General features: G+C 73.3%; 13 protein-coding genes and 1 riboswitch. Of the genes, 3 read left to right on the forward strand and 10 right to left on the reverse strand.

Going from position 1 to position 14,617, the window contains the following annotated elements:
• Nucleotides 1-6 precede the first annotated feature (6 nt).
• The 3 genes from AB0B97_RS04420 to AB0B97_RS04430 form a co-directional block, all read right to left on the reverse strand.
• A complete protein-coding gene (locus AB0B97_RS04420; protein WP_357490529.1) occupies nucleotides 7-639 on the reverse strand; it encodes a fasciclin domain-containing protein in 633 nt (210 codons plus the stop codon).
• A gap of 76 nt (nucleotides 640-715) precedes the next feature.
• A complete protein-coding gene (locus AB0B97_RS04425) occupies nucleotides 716-2,824 on the reverse strand; it encodes a M14 family zinc carboxypeptidase (RefSeq protein WP_357490530.1) in 2,109 nt (702 codons plus the stop codon).
• Between the two features lie 119 nt (nucleotides 2,825-2,943).
• Nucleotides 2,944-3,723 carry an endonuclease/exonuclease/phosphatase family protein gene (locus AB0B97_RS04430; protein WP_357490531.1) on the reverse strand — a complete coding sequence of 260 codons (780 nt, stop codon included), beginning with the start codon at nucleotides 3,721-3,723 and terminating at the stop codon, nucleotides 2,944-2,946.
• 183 nt (nucleotides 3,724-3,906) lie between these two features.
• Between AB0B97_RS04430 and AB0B97_RS04435 the strand changes: the two genes are divergently transcribed.
• Nucleotides 3,907-4,680 carry a TSUP family transporter gene (locus AB0B97_RS04435; RefSeq protein ID WP_308195379.1) on the forward strand — a complete coding sequence of 258 codons (774 nt, stop codon included), beginning with the start codon at nucleotides 3,907-3,909 and terminating at the stop codon, nucleotides 4,678-4,680.
• 31 nt (nucleotides 4,681-4,711) lie between these two features.
• Here the strand turns inward: AB0B97_RS04435 and def are convergent, their stop codons facing one another.
• Together def and AB0B97_RS04445 are read right to left on the reverse strand one after the other, a co-directional pair.
• Entirely contained in the window at nucleotides 4,712-5,221 is a 510-nt protein-coding gene (def, locus tag AB0B97_RS04440) for a peptide deformylase (protein ID WP_357490533.1), read from the reverse strand.
• A gap of 31 nt (nucleotides 5,222-5,252) precedes the next feature.
• Nucleotides 5,253-6,473 carry a chorismate-binding protein gene (locus tag AB0B97_RS04445; RefSeq protein WP_357490630.1) on the reverse strand — a complete coding sequence of 407 codons (1,221 nt, stop codon included), beginning with the start codon at nucleotides 6,471-6,473 and terminating at the stop codon, nucleotides 5,253-5,255.
• A 96-nt stretch (nucleotides 6,474-6,569) separates the two neighbouring features.
• Between AB0B97_RS04445 and AB0B97_RS04450 the strand changes: the two genes are divergently transcribed.
• Nucleotides 6,570-6,770 carry a DUF5999 family protein gene (locus tag AB0B97_RS04450; protein WP_234586185.1) on the forward strand — a complete coding sequence of 67 codons (201 nt, stop codon included), beginning with the start codon at nucleotides 6,570-6,572 and terminating at the stop codon, nucleotides 6,768-6,770.
• 125 nt (nucleotides 6,771-6,895) lie between these two features.
• Here the strand turns inward: AB0B97_RS04450 and gcvP are convergent, their stop codons facing one another.
• The 3 genes from gcvP to AB0B97_RS04465 all read right to left on the reverse strand — a co-directional run bounded on the left by gcvP (nucleotide 6,896) and on the right by AB0B97_RS04465 (nucleotide 12,021).
• Entirely contained in the window at nucleotides 6,896-9,718 is a 2,823-nt protein-coding gene (gene gcvP, locus AB0B97_RS04455; RefSeq protein WP_357490534.1) for an aminomethyl-transferring glycine dehydrogenase, read from the reverse strand.
• Between the two features lie 71 nt (nucleotides 9,719-9,789).
• Nucleotides 9,790-9,888, reverse strand: a riboswitch (glycine riboswitch).
• 60 nt (nucleotides 9,889-9,948) lie between these two features.
• Nucleotides 9,949-10,809 carry an NAD-dependent protein deacetylase gene (locus AB0B97_RS04460; RefSeq protein ID WP_357490536.1) on the reverse strand — a complete coding sequence of 287 codons (861 nt, stop codon included), beginning with the start codon at nucleotides 10,807-10,809 and terminating at the stop codon, nucleotides 9,949-9,951.
• A gap of 144 nt (nucleotides 10,810-10,953) precedes the next feature.
• Complete coding sequence (locus AB0B97_RS04465) at nucleotides 10,954-12,021, reverse strand: MerR family transcriptional regulator (protein ID WP_357490538.1); 1,068 nt, start codon at nucleotides 12,019-12,021, stop codon at nucleotides 10,954-10,956.
• A 101-nt stretch (nucleotides 12,022-12,122) separates the two neighbouring features.
• Here AB0B97_RS04465 and AB0B97_RS04470 point away from each other — a divergent pair, with 101 nt between their 5' ends.
• Nucleotides 12,123-12,779: an SDR family oxidoreductase gene (locus tag AB0B97_RS04470; RefSeq protein ID WP_234586175.1), complete on the forward strand. Its 657-nt coding sequence runs from the start codon at nucleotides 12,123-12,125 to the stop codon at nucleotides 12,777-12,779.
• A gap of 38 nt (nucleotides 12,780-12,817) precedes the next feature.
• Here AB0B97_RS04470 and AB0B97_RS04475 read toward each other — a convergent pair whose 3' ends face one another.
• Nucleotides 12,818-13,762 (reverse strand): class I SAM-dependent methyltransferase, encoded by a 945-nt coding sequence (locus tag AB0B97_RS04475; RefSeq protein WP_357490540.1) that lies wholly within the window; start codon nucleotides 13,760-13,762, stop codon nucleotides 12,818-12,820.
• Nucleotides 13,763-13,880: 118 nt separating this feature from the next.
• Complete coding sequence (locus AB0B97_RS04480) at nucleotides 13,881-14,576, reverse strand: DivIVA domain-containing protein (RefSeq protein WP_234586171.1); 696 nt, start codon at nucleotides 14,574-14,576, stop codon at nucleotides 13,881-13,883.
• Nucleotides 14,577-14,617 lie beyond the last annotated feature (41 nt).

Genomic DNA, 14,617 nt, shown 5'->3' on the forward strand with positions numbered 1-14,617 from the left:
GCGGGGTCAGTGTGCGCGGTGGTCGGTGCCGTCGGCGGTGACGGGCAGGGGGCCGAGGACCGCGTTGATGATGTGGATGCGGGCGTTGGTGGCCTGGTAGTCGGCGCAGACGGTGTCGGCGCGGTCGGCGAGGCGGGTGGTGGTTCCGGTACGGGTGACGGTGATGGTGGCGCCGTCGAGGGTGGTGGTCGAGCCGGCGGTGGCGAGTTCGTCGATCGGGTGGGCGCCGGTGCTGAGGTGGGCCTTGAGCAGGGTGCGGAGCTGGTCGGTGTGGTGGGTCATGAGGTCGTCCCAGTTGTCCTCGGAGAACGTGGCGGCGAAGGCGTCGTCGGTGGGTGCGAGGACGGTGACGGCGGTGCCGGCGGGGAGGTCGGTGAGGACGCCGCTGGCGCGCAGGGCCGCTTCGAACGTGGTGAGGGTGGGGATCCAGCGCAACGCCTCGTCGACGGGTTGGCCGGCGAGGAAGGTCGGGTTTCCGGGGTCGGTGCCGGTGGGCAGGGCGGCGCAGAGGGGTCCGGTGACCTGGGGTGCGGTGGTGTGTGACGCGGTGCCGGTGCAGGCGGCCAGCAGCAGTGTCGCCGCGAGGAGGGCGAGCCGTCGCGGTCGGGGGTCTCGTGCTGCGGTGGCGGGGTGCGACACGACGGCCTCCAGGGGTTCGGGGTGCACCGGCGGCGCGGGGTGGGGGGCCCGCGCCGCCGGTGCGGTCAGGTGGGGCTCAGAGTGCCGCGCACTGGGTGGTGCGGGGACCGTGCACTGTGTTGGCGACGCCGAGGTTGGTCGGCGTGGGGTTGTTGCCGGTGCAGGTGAGAGGGCCGCGGATGGTGGAGCCGGCCAGCAGTGGGATGTCGGTGCCGGTGGTGTTGCCGGTCAGGTTGACCGGGCCGGCGGCGGTGACGTCGATGATGGAGACCGCGTCGGTGGTGTTGGTGATCTGGACGGGGCCGTTGACGGTGCTGTCGGCGAGCAGGACGCCGGCGGCGCCGTTGGCGGTGATCGGGCCGCTGATGGTGGTGCCGGTCGTGACGAGTGCCGCGCCGGCGCGGACGGTGACCGGTCCGTTGACGGTGGCGTTGGCGGCGCAGGTGAAGCCGGTGACGACAAGTGGTCCGTTGCGGCGGCCGGTGAGGGTCGGGTAGACGCGTTCGCCGTCGGTGAGCTTCTCCACGCCCAGCGGGTCGAGCAGCAGTGGGATGAGGCCGCGTTCGGGCTGGTTGAGGGGGACGTAGTAGCCGTCGGTGGTCGTGATGACCTTCCAGCCGTGGGCGGCGATGCGCTGGGCGACGGTGGTGCCGACGCCGCCGGGTCCGTCGGTGCGGGCGCCGTTGTACTGGGCGTCGGTGAGCCGGTAGGCGCAGGGGGCGTTGTCGAGGATCAGGTTGGCCGGGGGCGCGTCCAGGGGCGGCGGGCTGTCACCCGGGTGGGGTGCGGGGTGGGCGGGGATGGGGCGGGAGCCGCGGAAGACGAGGCGGCCGGTGTTGGCGGCCTGGATCGTGATGGCCTCGGCGCGGGAGGTGAGGATGCTGGCGCGGTCGGCGCGGTGGTAGTCGAGGAACTGCTGGAACGTCCAGAGGGCGGAGTAGGTCTTGCGGCGCCGGTTGTTCGCGGTGTTGCCCTCGTCGGGTCGGGTCTGTCCGCCGGAGCTGCGCAGTTCCAGCAGGGAGTTGGTGACGTTCTTGAGGCCGAGGGTGTTGCGCAGGATGGTCTCTTCGCTGAGGCCGACGTTGCCGCCGCCTTCGCATCCGTAGGGGCAGGGCCACCAGCCGGCTTCGGCGCCCTTGGCGTACATGTGGCCTTCGATCATGTCCTGGGACTGGTCGAAGATGGGTTGGGGGACGTTCTGGTGCCGGGGCGGCAGCATGGGCAGGTCGCCGGCGCGGGAGTTGCCGAACTCGTGGCCGTCGTAGCCGGCGACGGGTCGGTAGTCGCGGACCATCCTGATGTACGCGGCGGTTTCGGGTTGGCGGATCAGGGAGTAGTCGCGGTTGAGGTCCTGGCCGGTGGAGTTGCCGCGGGTGTTGTTGGCGCGGCCGTCTCCGTTGATGGTGGGGACGATCAGGACCGTGGTGTGGCTGAGCAGGTCGGTGATGCGGGGGTCGGTGCTGAAGGCGAGTTGCCGGGCCATGATGAGGCAGGCTTCGCGGTCGCCGGGTTCGTTGCCGTGCACGTTGCAGTTGATGGCCACGGGTGCGGTGGCGGCGACGGCTTCGGGGGTGGTGGCCGGGGTGGGGTGTCCGATGACCAGCATGTTGATGGGTCGGTTCTGGACGGTGCGGCCGAGTTCGACGACGCGTACGCGGTCGCTGAGGGCGTCGATGGCGGCGGTGTAGGCGTACTCGTCGGTGTCGCTGGTGTACTGCGCGGCGTGGGTGGTCTCCCACTGGGTGCGCAGTTGTTGGCCGGGGGTGTCGGGGTTGCCCCAGGGTGCGGTGGTGGTGGCGGTGACGGGGTCGGAGTAGGGCTGTTCGGTGGTGCCGGTGCGGGCGCGTACGCGCCACTGGAAGCTGTCGCCGGGGTTGAATCCGGCGTCGGCGAAGGTGGGTGCCTGCTGGTTGATCTGGCGGTTGGGGCGCCAGACGCCGACGATTGTCGGTGCGCCGGTGGGGGTGCCGTTGGTGTCGACCGCGGTGCGTTCGATCTGGTAGTCGGTGGCGCCGTCGACGGGTGTCCAGGCGAGGGTGGCGTACCCGTCGGCCTGGCGGACGGTGAGGTCGGCGACCTGGTTGGGTTGCGCGGCGCTCTGGGCGTTGGCGGGGGTGGGTGCGGTGGTGAGGGTGAGAGCGATGAGGGTGGCTGCGGCGACGAGGGTGGTTCGCGGGCGTCTCATGTGGCCTCCGACGTGATCGTGGCGCGACCCGCCCAGCATGATCGTCGGGGTTCGTCGATGCAATGATCTTGAGGGAATCTTGCGGCTCGGCGCTGGCCGCGTGGAGTCGGGGTCGGTCGTCAGCCGAGGTCGACCAGCAGGGGGCGGTGGTCGGAGATGGTGGACGGTGGTGCGGTGACGGCCCGTACGGGTGGGAGCTGGCCGAGGGCGTGCCGGTCGGCCAGGACGTGGTCGAGTTGGACGCGGGGCTGCCCGGCGGGGTAGGTGGGCCGTCGGCCCAGGGGGCGCCAGCCGGAGATGAACCGGGCGGGGCCGGCGGGCAGGTTGAGGTCGCCGAGCAGGACGCGGGGGCCGGGTAGCGCGCGCAGGGCGCGCACGGTCTGGCGGAGTTGGCGGGCGTTCCAGCCGGGCACGAAGGACAGGTGGGTCGCGGCGGCGGTGAGGGGGCCGTGTGGGGTGTCGAGGACGGCGGCGAGGACGACGCGGGGTTCGTCGTGCAGCAGGATGAGGCCGCCGCCGGGGCCGGGGACGTAGACCGGTGAGCGTACGGGGGCGGGCTTGAGTCGGGTGACGTGCCAGCTGCGTACGGGGTAGCGGCTGATGAGGCCGATGCCGTAGCAGGGTTCGCCGTGGCCGTCGTCGTCGTGGCGCAGGGGGCGGAACTGTTCGCCGGGGGTGCCGACGACGGCGGCGGCGAAGCGGTGGTGTGGCGCGTCGAGGGCCCGGGCGGCGATGGCGGTGAGGTCGAGGTTGCCGCTGCGGTGTTGGTCGCGGTCGACCTCCTGCAGGGCGAGGACGTCGGCGTCGAGGGCGCGTACGGCGGCGGCGAGGCGGTCGGGGTTGACGAGTCCGTCGGTCAGGGATCGGCCGTGCAGCAGGTTGAAGGTGGCCAGGCGCACTCCTGCACCTTACGTCCCCGTGGGAGGGTTGCCGTGTGGTGAAGGTGCTGCTGTGTTCGATGCTGGTGTTCGTGGCGGTTGGCGCGTTGGGGGTGTGGTTGCGGCGTACGCGGGGTCGGTGAGCGGTGAGTCTTGCCACTTCGGGGGCCGGTCGGGCGCGTCGGGTGGGAAGAATTGCGGCCCGTGGACGCCGTATCGCTGAGTACGTTGCTGGTCGCCGCGGCGATGGCCGGGTGGGTGGACGCCGTGGTCGGCGGTGGTGGGTTGTTGCTGTTGCCGGCGTTGCTGGTGGCCGCGCCGGGGTTGCCGGTGGCCACGGCGTTGGGCACGAACAAGTTGGCGGCGATCTTCGGTACGACGACGGCGGCGGCGACGTACGCGCGGCGCACGAAGCTCGACTGGCGGGTGGTGGGGCCGGCGGCGGGGTTGGCGGTGCTCAGCGCCGGGGTGGGTGCGGCGTTGGCCGGGGCGGTGCCGGCGTCGGCGTACCGGCCGGTGGTGTTGGTGGTCCTGGTGGCGGTGGCGGCGTTCGTGCTGCTGCGTCCGCGGCTGGGGGTGGTGGCGGTGCCGGCGCGGCGGACGCCGGTGCGGGTCGCGGTGGCGATCGGTGTGGCCGGTGTCGGTATCGCCCTGTACGACGGGTTGATCGGGCCGGGTACGGGGACGTTCCTGGTGGTGGCGTTCACGGCGCTGATCGGTGCGGACTTCGTGCACGGGTCGGCGATGGCGAAGGTGATCAACGCGGGCACGAACCTGGGCGCGTTGGTGGTGTTCGGGGTGACCGGGCACGTGTGGTGGTTGCTGGGCGCGGGGATGGCGGTGTGCAACGTCGCGGGCGCGGTGCTGGGTGCGCGGATGGCGTTGCGGCGCGGGTCGGGGTTCGTGCGGGTGGTGCTGCTGGTCGTGGTGCTGGCGTTGGTCGCCAAGTTGGGTCACGACCAGTGGGTGGCCCGCTGACCGGGACCGGGCGGGCCCGGGTGCGGGGGCTCTAGGCGCGGCGGCTGGGTGAGTCGAAGCGGCCGGCGCGGATCTCGCGCAGGGCCCGGCGGCGGGTGTCGCCTCGCAGGGTGTCGACGTAGAGGGTGCCGCGCAGGTGGTCGGTCTCGTGTTGCAGGGCACGGGCGAGGAAGCCGGTGCCGCTGATGGTGAGTGGTTCGCCGTTCTGGTCGACGCCGTGGGCGGTGGCGTGCAGGGCCCGTACGGTCGGGAAGTACAGCCCGGGGATGGACAGGCAGCCTTCCTCGTCGTCCTGGAGTTCGTCGGACAGTTCCAGGGTGGGGTTGATGAGGTGGCCGCGGTGGCCGTCGGCGTCGTAGACGAACACCTGGGCGTCGACGCCGATCTGCGGTGCGGCGACGCCGGCGCGGCCGGGTTCGCCCAGCAGGGTGTCCATGAGGTCGGTGACCAGGGCGCGCAGCTCGGCGTCGAAGGTGGTGACCGGCGCGCATTCGGTGCGCAGGACGGGGTCGCCGATGATCCGGATGGGCCGCATGGTCATGGGGGTCAGCGTATCGCCGCCGGTGGCCGGGTCAGCGTCCGGCCAGGGTGGCGCGGATGGGCGCGGTTTTCGCTGCGGCTTCGGCGACCTCGGCGGCGGGGTCGCTGTCCCAGGTGATGCCGCCGCCGGCCCAGGTGTGCATCATGTCGCCGTCGGTGGCGGCGGTGCGGATGGTCAGGCCGAGGTCGACGTGCCCGGGTGCGACCCAGCCGAGGGCGCCCATGCTGGCGCCGCGGCCGACGGGTTCTCCGGCGGCGATGTGGGTCAGGGCGGCGAGTTTCGGCGCCCCGGTGACGGAGCCGCCGGGGCAGGTGGCGCGCAGCAGGTCGGCCAGGCCGAGGCCGTCGGCGGCGGTGGCGCGCACTGTCGACTCGGCCTGCCACAGGTCGCACCAGCGGCGTACGGCGAACAGGTCGTCGACGGTGACGGTGCCGGTGCGGGCGATGCGGGCCAGGTCGTTGCGTTCCAGGTCGACGATCATGATGTGTTCGGCGCGTTCCTTGGCGCTGCTGAGTAGTTCGGCGCGGCCGGCGGCGGTGGCGGGGCGGGTGCCCTTGATGGGTCGGGTGATCAGGTGTCCGTCGCGGACCTCGATGAGGGTTTCCGGTGAGGCGCAGCCGATGGCCCAGCCGTCGCCGGTGAGGACCCCTCCGTAGCGGGCGCCGGGCAGCGCGCCGAGGCGGCGCAGGGCGGGCAGGGGGTCACCGGTGTAGGGGGCGGCGGCGTGGCCGACGAGGTTGGCCTGGTAGACGTCGCCGCGGCCGATGGCGGCGCGGATGGCGTCGACGGCGGCGGCGTGCTGCTCGGGTGTCCAGCTGTCGGTCCAGTCGCCGAGCCACCAGGGTGTCGCCGTGCGGGCGGGGGCGCGTCGGGTCCGAGCGTGGTCGTAGACGACGACGGCGAGGTCGGGCAGGGTCGGGGCGGGTTCGGGCGCCGCGGTGGGGGCGCCGGCCAGGTGTGCTCCGGCGGCGGCGGACAGGTAGAGGGCGGCGCCGCAGGCGCGGGTGTCGTGGTGGGTGGGGGTGAGCCGGGTGAGGTCGCGTAGGTTCAGGCCGTGCGCGGCGAGGAACTCCTCGGCGAGGACCGCGGGGTCGCCGCCGTCGGTGCGGCGCCAGTGCAGGCGGGCGCGTTCAGCGAGCGTGTCGCGACACGCGGTGGGTGCCGCCGGCACATCGACAGGCACCTGTGGGAGCGTTTCCACGCCGTATGGTCCGACCTTCCTCATCCGTTCAGTGGATTTCCCGTACGCCAGGCCGGCACCTGCTCGATGCTGGACACTTTCGCTTGGTACTGTGCGTCACTGGTCATGTGAACCATGACACAGTGCCCCCACAGTCCGGAGAACCCGATGTGCCAGCACCAACCGACCTGCCCCTTAGCTGAAGCCACCGACCGGGAAGCCGCCCGGGTCCTCGCCTGCTTCCCTGAGCAGGGCTGGAGCCTGCTCTGCAACGGTGTGATCGTCTTCGAGGACACCGGCGAGCTGCTTCCCGACGGCAGCAGCATCGCACCGCACCGCGGCCCCGCCCGACACGCTCTCGTGGCCTGAACGACCACCCAGCGTCACCACACCAGCCGCCGTCGACCCAGGCTAGTCCCCCGGTACGGGACGTCTGCGCCCAGGTCGCGGCGTAGCCGGGGCGGCCAGAAACCGCCCGCCCCGGCCTGCCGACGTCAGTCCTCGAACGCCTCCGGCGACGGGCACGAGCAGACCAGGTTCCGGTCTCCGTACGCGCCGTCGATGCGCCGCACCGGCGGCCAGTACTTCCCGGCCCGGTCGACCCCGCCCGGGTACGCGCCCACCGAACGCGGGTACGCGTGCGGCCACTCGTCGCCGCTGACCATCGCTGCGGTGTGCGGCGCGTTCGCCAGGGGGTTGTCCCCCGCCGGCCACTGCCCCGACCCCACCTGGTCGATCTCCGCGCGGATCGCGATCATCGCGTCGCAGAACCGGTCCAGCTCGGCCAGGTCCTCGCTCTCGGTCGGTTCGACCATCAGCGTCCCGGCGACGGGGAACGACATCGTCGGCGCGTGGAAGCCGTAGTCGATCAGGCGCTTGGCCACGTCGTCGACGCTCACCCCGGTCGCCTTGGTCAACGGCCGCAGGTCGAGGATGCACTCGTGGGCCACCAGGCCCTTGTTGCCGGCGTACAGCACCGGGTAGTGCCCGCGCAGCCGCGCCGCCACGTAGTTCGCGGCGAGGACCGCCACGCCGGTGGCCCGGGTCAGGCCCTCGGCGCCCATCATCCGCAGGTACGCCCACGGGATCGGCAGGATGCCCGCCGACCCGTACTTCGCCGCCGAGATCGCCGGGGTGGCGTCGGCGTGCGCGCCGAGCGGGTCGCCGGGCAGGAACGGCGCCAGGTGCGCGCGCACCGCCACCGGGCCCACCCCGGGGCCACCGCCGCCGTGCGGGATGCAGAACGTCTTGTGCAGGTTCAGGTGCGACACGTCCGCCCCGAACTTGCCCGGCTTGGCGAACCCGACCAGGGCGTTGAGGTTCGCCCCGTCGACGTACACCTGGCCGCCGGCGTCGTGGACCTTCGCGCACAGCGACGCGATGCCCGTCTCGTACACGCCGTGCGTCGACGGGTACGTCACCATGATCGCGGCGAGCGCGTCGCGGTGCTTGTCGATCTTCGCGTCGAGGTCGACGAGGTCGACGTTGCCGTCGTCGTCGCAGGCCACCACGACGACCCGCATGCCGGCCATCACCGCGCTGGCCGCGTTGGTGCCGTGCGCCGACGACGGGATCAGGCACACGTCGCGGTGCGCCTGGTCCCGCGACGCGTGGTAGGAGCGGATGGCCAGCAGACCGGCCAGCTCACCCTGCGACCCGGCGTTGGGTTGCACGCTCACCGCGTCGTAGCCGGTCACCTCGGCCAGCCACGACTCCAGCTGACCGATCATCTCCCGGTACCCGGCGGTCTGGTCGTCCGGCGCGAACGGGTGGATGTGCGCGAACTCCGCCCAGGAGATCGGCTCCATCTCGGTGGTCGCGTTCAGCTTCATCGTGCACGAGCCGAGGGGGATCATGCCCCGGTCCAGGGCGTAGTCGAAGTCCGACAGCCGGCGCAGGTAGCGCAGCATCGCCGTCTCCGAGTGGTGGCTGCGGAACACCGGGTGGGTCAGGAAGTCGGTGCCGCGGGTCAGGTCGGCCGGCAGGGCCGCGTCGGCGTCGCCGTCGAACGCGTCCACACCGAACGCCGCCCACACCGCGCGCAGGTGCGCGTCGGTGGTCGTCTCGTCGCAGGACATCCCCACCCGGTCGGCGTCGACCAGCCGCAGGTTCACGCCCCGCTCGGCGGCCGCCGCGACGACCCGCGCCGCCGCGCCCGGCACGCGGGCGGTGATCGTGTCGAAGAACGCGACGTCCGCGACGTCGACGCCGCCGGCGCGCAGCCCGGCCGCGAGCCGCGCCGCCATGGCGTGGGTACGCGCCGCGATGGCGCGCAGCCCGTCCGGGCCGTGGTAGACGGCGTACATGCCGGCCATCACCGCGAGGAGCACCTGGGCGGTGCAGATGTTGCTGGTCGCCTTCTCCCGCCGGATGTGCTGCTCGCGGGTCTGCAACGCCAGCCGGTAGGCGGGGTTGCCGTCGGCGTCGCGGGACACCCCGACCAGGCGCCCGGGCAGCATCCGCTCCAGGCCCGAGCGCACCGCCAGGTAGCCGGCGTGCGGCCCACCGAAGCCCATCGGTACGCCGAACCGCTGGGTGGTGCCGGCGGCGATGTCCGCGCCGATCTCCCCCGGCGCCCGCAGCAGCGTCAACGCCAGCAGGTCCGCCGCGACGGTCACCAGGGCCCCGACGGCGTGCGCCGCCTCGACGAGACCCGCGTGGTCGCGCACCGCGCCGGACGCGCCCGGGTACTGCAGGTGCAGGCCGAAGAACTCGGCCGGCAGCTCGTCGCGCTCGACGTCGAGGACCCGCACGTCGATGCCGAGTGGCACCGCCCGGCTGGTGATCACCGCGATGGTCTGCGGCAGGGCGTCGGCGTCGACGACGTACACCCCGCTCTTGCTCTTGGACGCCCGCCGGGCGAGGGTCATCGCCTCCGCGGCGGCGGTGCCCTCGTCGAGCATGGAGGCGTTCGCGGTGGCCAGGCCGGTCAGGTCGGTGACCATCGTCTGGAAGTTCAGCAGCGCCTCCAGGCGGCCCTGACTGATCTCCGGCTGGTACGGCGTGTACGCCGTGTACCAGGCCGGGTCCTCCAGGACGTTCCGGCGGATCACCGCCGGGGTGTGCGTGCCGTGGTAGCCCAGGCCGATCATCGACACGGCGACGGTGTTGCGGGCCGCGAGGGCCCGCAGCTCGGCGATCGCCTCGGCCTCGGTGGCCGCCTCCGGCAGGTCGAGGGTGCCGTGCCAGCGGATGACCTCGGGGATCGCGGCGTCCATCAGCTCGTCGATCGAGTCGTGGCCGACGACCTCCAGCATGCGACGCTCATCGTCGGGGCCGGGACCGATGTGACGGGTGGCGAACTGCTCTACGGACATCTTTGGCGCTCCCGGGCGAGGTCGACGGATCGGCCTCCCCCTCTGTCGCGCCCGCACAGCGCTCCACAGTGCCTGCCCACGAGGTCCTTTTGCCTGAGAGGTTCCGGGGAGGATTTGCCCCTTCGGCGCCGCCCCTGCTGCTCTCGGGCGGTCTCTCCCACGTGGGTGGTACCGGCATGGTCAACGCTACCAGCGCCGGTGTTTCCGGCTCATGTCCTACCCCTGTGACGTCACACGCCGGCCGCTGTGGCCAGCGGCGCGGCCTCGCCGGCGACCCGGTCGGCGAGCGCCGGCAGCAGCGCTCCCAGCGGCGCGTCGAGGCACACCGTGGCGTACCCGTCACCCCGGGTCGGCCCCTGGTTGACGATCGCGACCGGAATGCCGTGTTTCGCCGCGCGGATCACGAACCGGCGCCCCGACATGACAGTCAACGACGACCCGAGCACCACCACCGCCCGCGCCTGCTCCACCAGCGCGAAACACCGCGCCACCCGCTCGGGCGGCACCGTCTCGCCGAAGAACACGACGTCCGGTTTCAGCATCCCCGTCCCACAGATCCCGCAGTCGACCGGCCGGAACCCGGCCACCTGCTCATCGGGGAGATCCACATCACCGTCCGGGTTGACCGCGGCGGCACGGGCCACGAAGTCCGGGTTGGCCTCGCGCAGCCGCCGGTCCACCTCCTCTCGGGAGGTCAGGTTGCCGCAGTCCAGGCAGACCACCTCGTCGAGGCGCCCGTGCAACTCGACCACCCGGTCGCTGCCCGCGGCACCGTGCAACCCGTCGACGTTCTGCGTGATCACCGCGTCGACCAGACCGGCGCGTTGCAGCCGCGCCACCGCCCGGTGCCCGGCGTTCGGTGCCGCGCGGGCGATCAACCGCCACCCCAGGTGGCTGCGCGCCCAGTACCGCCGCCGAGCGACGGGATCCCGGGTGAACGCCTGGAAGGTCATCGGGGTGTGCCGGCGGGCCACCCCGCTGGGCCCCCGATAGTCCGGGATACCCGACTCGGTGGACAGCCCCGCCCCGCTGAGCACCACCACTCCGCCGCCGGCCACCAGCGAGGTCAACGCCTCCAGGCTCTTCGTCACCCCTTCATGCTGCCTCAGCGCGCCCGCCGATGCCGAACACCGCCGGCAGCCGGCCACGTGCGACGCCGTACGCCCGGCAGCGGCCTCGTCCGGTGCCGGCGGCCGCCGGCACCGCACCCGCGCGACGGCCACCCCGCCGCGCTCCTACACCGCGACGACGTCGGCGACGACGCAGGCGATGTTGTCCGGCGCCCCCGCGGCCCGCGCGGCGTCGACCAGGGCCCGCACCGCGTGCTCCGGATCGGCCGCCGCGCTCAGTGTCGAGAACAGGGCGACCCGGTCGACGACAGCCCACAGCCCGTCGGAGCACAGCAGGTACCGGTCACCGGGCAACGCCGCCCGCAACGCCAGGTCGGCCTCGACCTGCTGACCGCCGCCCAGCGCGCGCACCAGCACCGCCCGCTGGGGATGCGCGCCCGCCTCGTCGCGGTCGAGCCGGCCCTGATCCACCTGCGCCTGCACCCACGTGTGGTCCTGCGTCAACAGGGACAGCTCACCGTCGCGCAGCAGGTACGCGCGGGTGTCACCGACGTGCACCAGCGCCAGGTGGGTGCCGCTGCGCAGCAGCGCGGTCAGCGTGGTCGCCGGCTGGTGGTCGTCGGTCGCCAACTCGCGCACGACCCGGTCCGCGTCGGTGACCGCCCCCGCCAGCATCGTCAGCAGGTCGACGGCCGGCCCGTCGGCGAGTTCCAACGCGGTGAGCGCGTCGACGGCGGCGGCGCTCGCCGCCCCGCCGCCGGGCCCCCGTACCCCGTCGGCGACGGCCAGCAACCGCTCACTGGCGTACGCGACGTCCTCGTTGCTGTCCCGCACGGTCCCGGTGTCACAACCGGCGGCGTAGCGGACGGCGACGGTGCGGTTCGTTCTCGACACGGTGGCGCTCCCCTCGGACAGGTGATCCACGAGGAGGCCGGCGAGCGGGGCGCGGGCCGCGGTGTCGACCGACACCTGCCGCCAGTACGCGGTGACGGCCTCCGCCGCCGCCGCGGGTTCCAGCTCGCACACGGCGCGGATCTGCGCCAGCGGCATGCCGATGCGACGCAACTGGGCCACCAGCCGGGCCAGCGGCACCTGCCGCGGCTCGTAGAGCCGGTATCCCGACTCGGAATCCACCGCGGCCGGCGCCAGCACCCCCACCCGTCCGTACAGGCGCAACGCCTTCGGCGTCAGTCCCGCCGCCCGGGCGAACGCCCCGATGGTCAACAACCCCACGTCGGCTTCCTCCTCGCGCCGGTCACGGTGACCGGCACACACCAGCCTGGGGGTTGCCCGCAGGTCAAGGTCAAGCCCGGCGACAGCGGTAGGTTGGACACATGCGTGTTGTCATCGCCGGAGGCCACGGCAAGATCGCCCTGCTGCTCCAGCGGCACCTCGCCGACCGCGGCGACACCGCCGTCGGCCTGATCCGCAACCCCGACCAGGCCGACGACCTGCGCGCCGCCGGCGCCACAGCGGTCGTCTGCGACCTCGAACACGTCGACGTCGACGAGGTCGCCGCGCACCTGCGCGACGCCGACGCGGTGGTCTTCGCCGCCGGCGCCGGCCCCGGCAGCGGCGCCGCCCGCAAGGACACCGTCGACCGGGGCGCCGCCGCGCTGCTCGCCGACGCCGCCACCCGCGCCGGCGTCCACCGCTACCTGCTGGTGTCCTCCATGGGCGTGGACAAGCCACCCGCCGCCGGCACCGACGACGTGTGGGCCGCCTACCTACGCGCCAAACGAGCCGCCGAGGACGACCTGCGCGCCCGCGACCTGGCCTGGACGGTGCTGCGCCCCGGCCGGCTCACCGACGACGAACCCACCGGGCAGGTCACCCTCACCCCACACGCCGGCCGCGGCGCGATCAGCCGCGCCGATGTCGCCCACGTCCTCGCCGCGCTCCTGGACGAGCCCCGCACCGCCGGCACGACCCTGGAACTCGTCGACGGCCCCACCCCGATCGCCGACGCCATCCGCGCCGCCGCCACCTGACCGACCCAACCGTCGAGGGGCACCCCCGGTCGGCGGGGTCAGCCGCCGGGGTGGTGCGCGGCGACCAGCACCGGCCCGCCGGGCACGGTCGGGAAACGACGGACATCCACCAGCCCCGCCCCCTCCAGCACCTGCGCCATCCGGTCCGCGTCGAAGGCGTTGCCGCCGTCACGGACCGCGTTCCACCGGCCCACCGCCGCCCGCAACGGATCCGCCGCCGGCGGGTTGGTGCCCGCCACCAGCCAGCCGCCCGGCCGCAACGCCTGCACCAGCCGGGGCAACGCCACCGTCAACGTCTGCTGGGGCAGGAACGGCGCCGGCAGCCACACCAGGTCGTACCCGCCCGGCTCGGCCACCTCCGCGACGTCCTGACGGCGCAGACTGATCCGATCCGCGACGTCGGGCGCTGCGGCCAACTCCCCGCGGGCCAGGTCCAACGCCCGCTGCAGCACGTCGATCCCCACCACCGACGCCCGGGGCAACGCCCGGGCCAGGGCAACCGCCAACGCCGCCACACCGGTGCCCACGTCCAGCACCCGGCCGTCGGTCGAGCCCAGGCGCCGCGCCAGCCCCGGCAACTCGGGCACCACCCGGGTGGCCAACGCCCGGCCGGTCGCCGCCGACGCCCGGCCCTGATGCAGCAACACCTCGTCGCCCAGTTCCGCCCAACCGGTCCCGCCCGGCCCGGACGGCTCCTGCGCCGCCGCGGCGACCGCCTGGCGCAGCGAACTCAACCGCGCCTGCACCGCGCTGCGCCCGGTCGGCCCGTCGGCAGCCAACAGCGACGGGTGCGCGACCGGCACCCCAGCATCCCAGGACAGCAGACCAGCGGCCTCCAGCACCGCGCTGCGGTGCGGCGACGCCGCGAGGACCTCGGCGAGCGGGGCCGACAGGGCGTCACTCATGGTGCCGACCGCGGCCGCCAGAGCCCACGCCGAAGCCTCCAACGCGGCCAGCGGATCCGGTGAGGGTGATACGGACACGACGGCGCCTCTCCCCGGGGCGGGCCACCGATATCAGCGCCGCCTGGCCCCTTCGACTATGCCACCGCCGCCAGCGCGCCGGGTGGGGTCCACCGCAGCGAACCCCACCCCTGACAACTCACCGCTGGTGGTGACGGGGCAACGCCGCCTGCCCGGCCGCGCCACCCACGAAGGGCGCCCCCGGCGTCTCCTTCGCGATCCGGTCCATCGTGCGCGCCAACTGCTCACTGCCGTCGTCGAGATGCCGCGCCGCCGCCTGCATGTGCGACACCATCATCTCGCCGAAGATCCGCAACGCCTCCCGGGTCGCCACCGTGTCGTCGAAGCTGGACCCGGCCGAACTGCGGTACTCCGTGACCGCCCGCTCAGCCTCCTGCTTCGCCTCCTCCGCCGCCGCCCGCATGTAACTCTCGTACTGCATCCGGGCGTACTCGGCGACCCGCCGCGCGTAGTCGTGCGCCTGCGCGATGATCTGCTCGGCCTCCCGCTGCGCCGCCGACAGCAGATTCACCTCCTTGGCCGCTGGCACCTTCGCCGCCGCCGGCGTACTCGGGATCACCCCGTGGCGGTGCAACTCCACCCGGTCGGTGAGCCGCTCATTCTCCGCCCGCAGGTTCGCGATCTGCGTCGCCAACAGATCCAACTCGTCGGCGACCTGCACCCGGAACCGGTCCACGTCCGCGTTGTCGTAGCCACGCCGCGCGAACGGCGCCGTCCCGAACTCCCACCGCCGAACCCGGTCGGAGGTCATCCGCACCTGCACACCGCCGGACACCTGAATACCGTCGTACCGGCTGATCGGGGTCGCGCTCACCGCTCACGCCCTTCCTTCGCGACTGCGGGGCTCGCAAGCTC

The organism is Micromonospora sp. NPDC049004 (assembly GCF_040649315.1).
Classification (GTDB): Bacteria; Actinomycetota; Actinomycetes; order Mycobacteriales; family Micromonosporaceae; genus Micromonospora.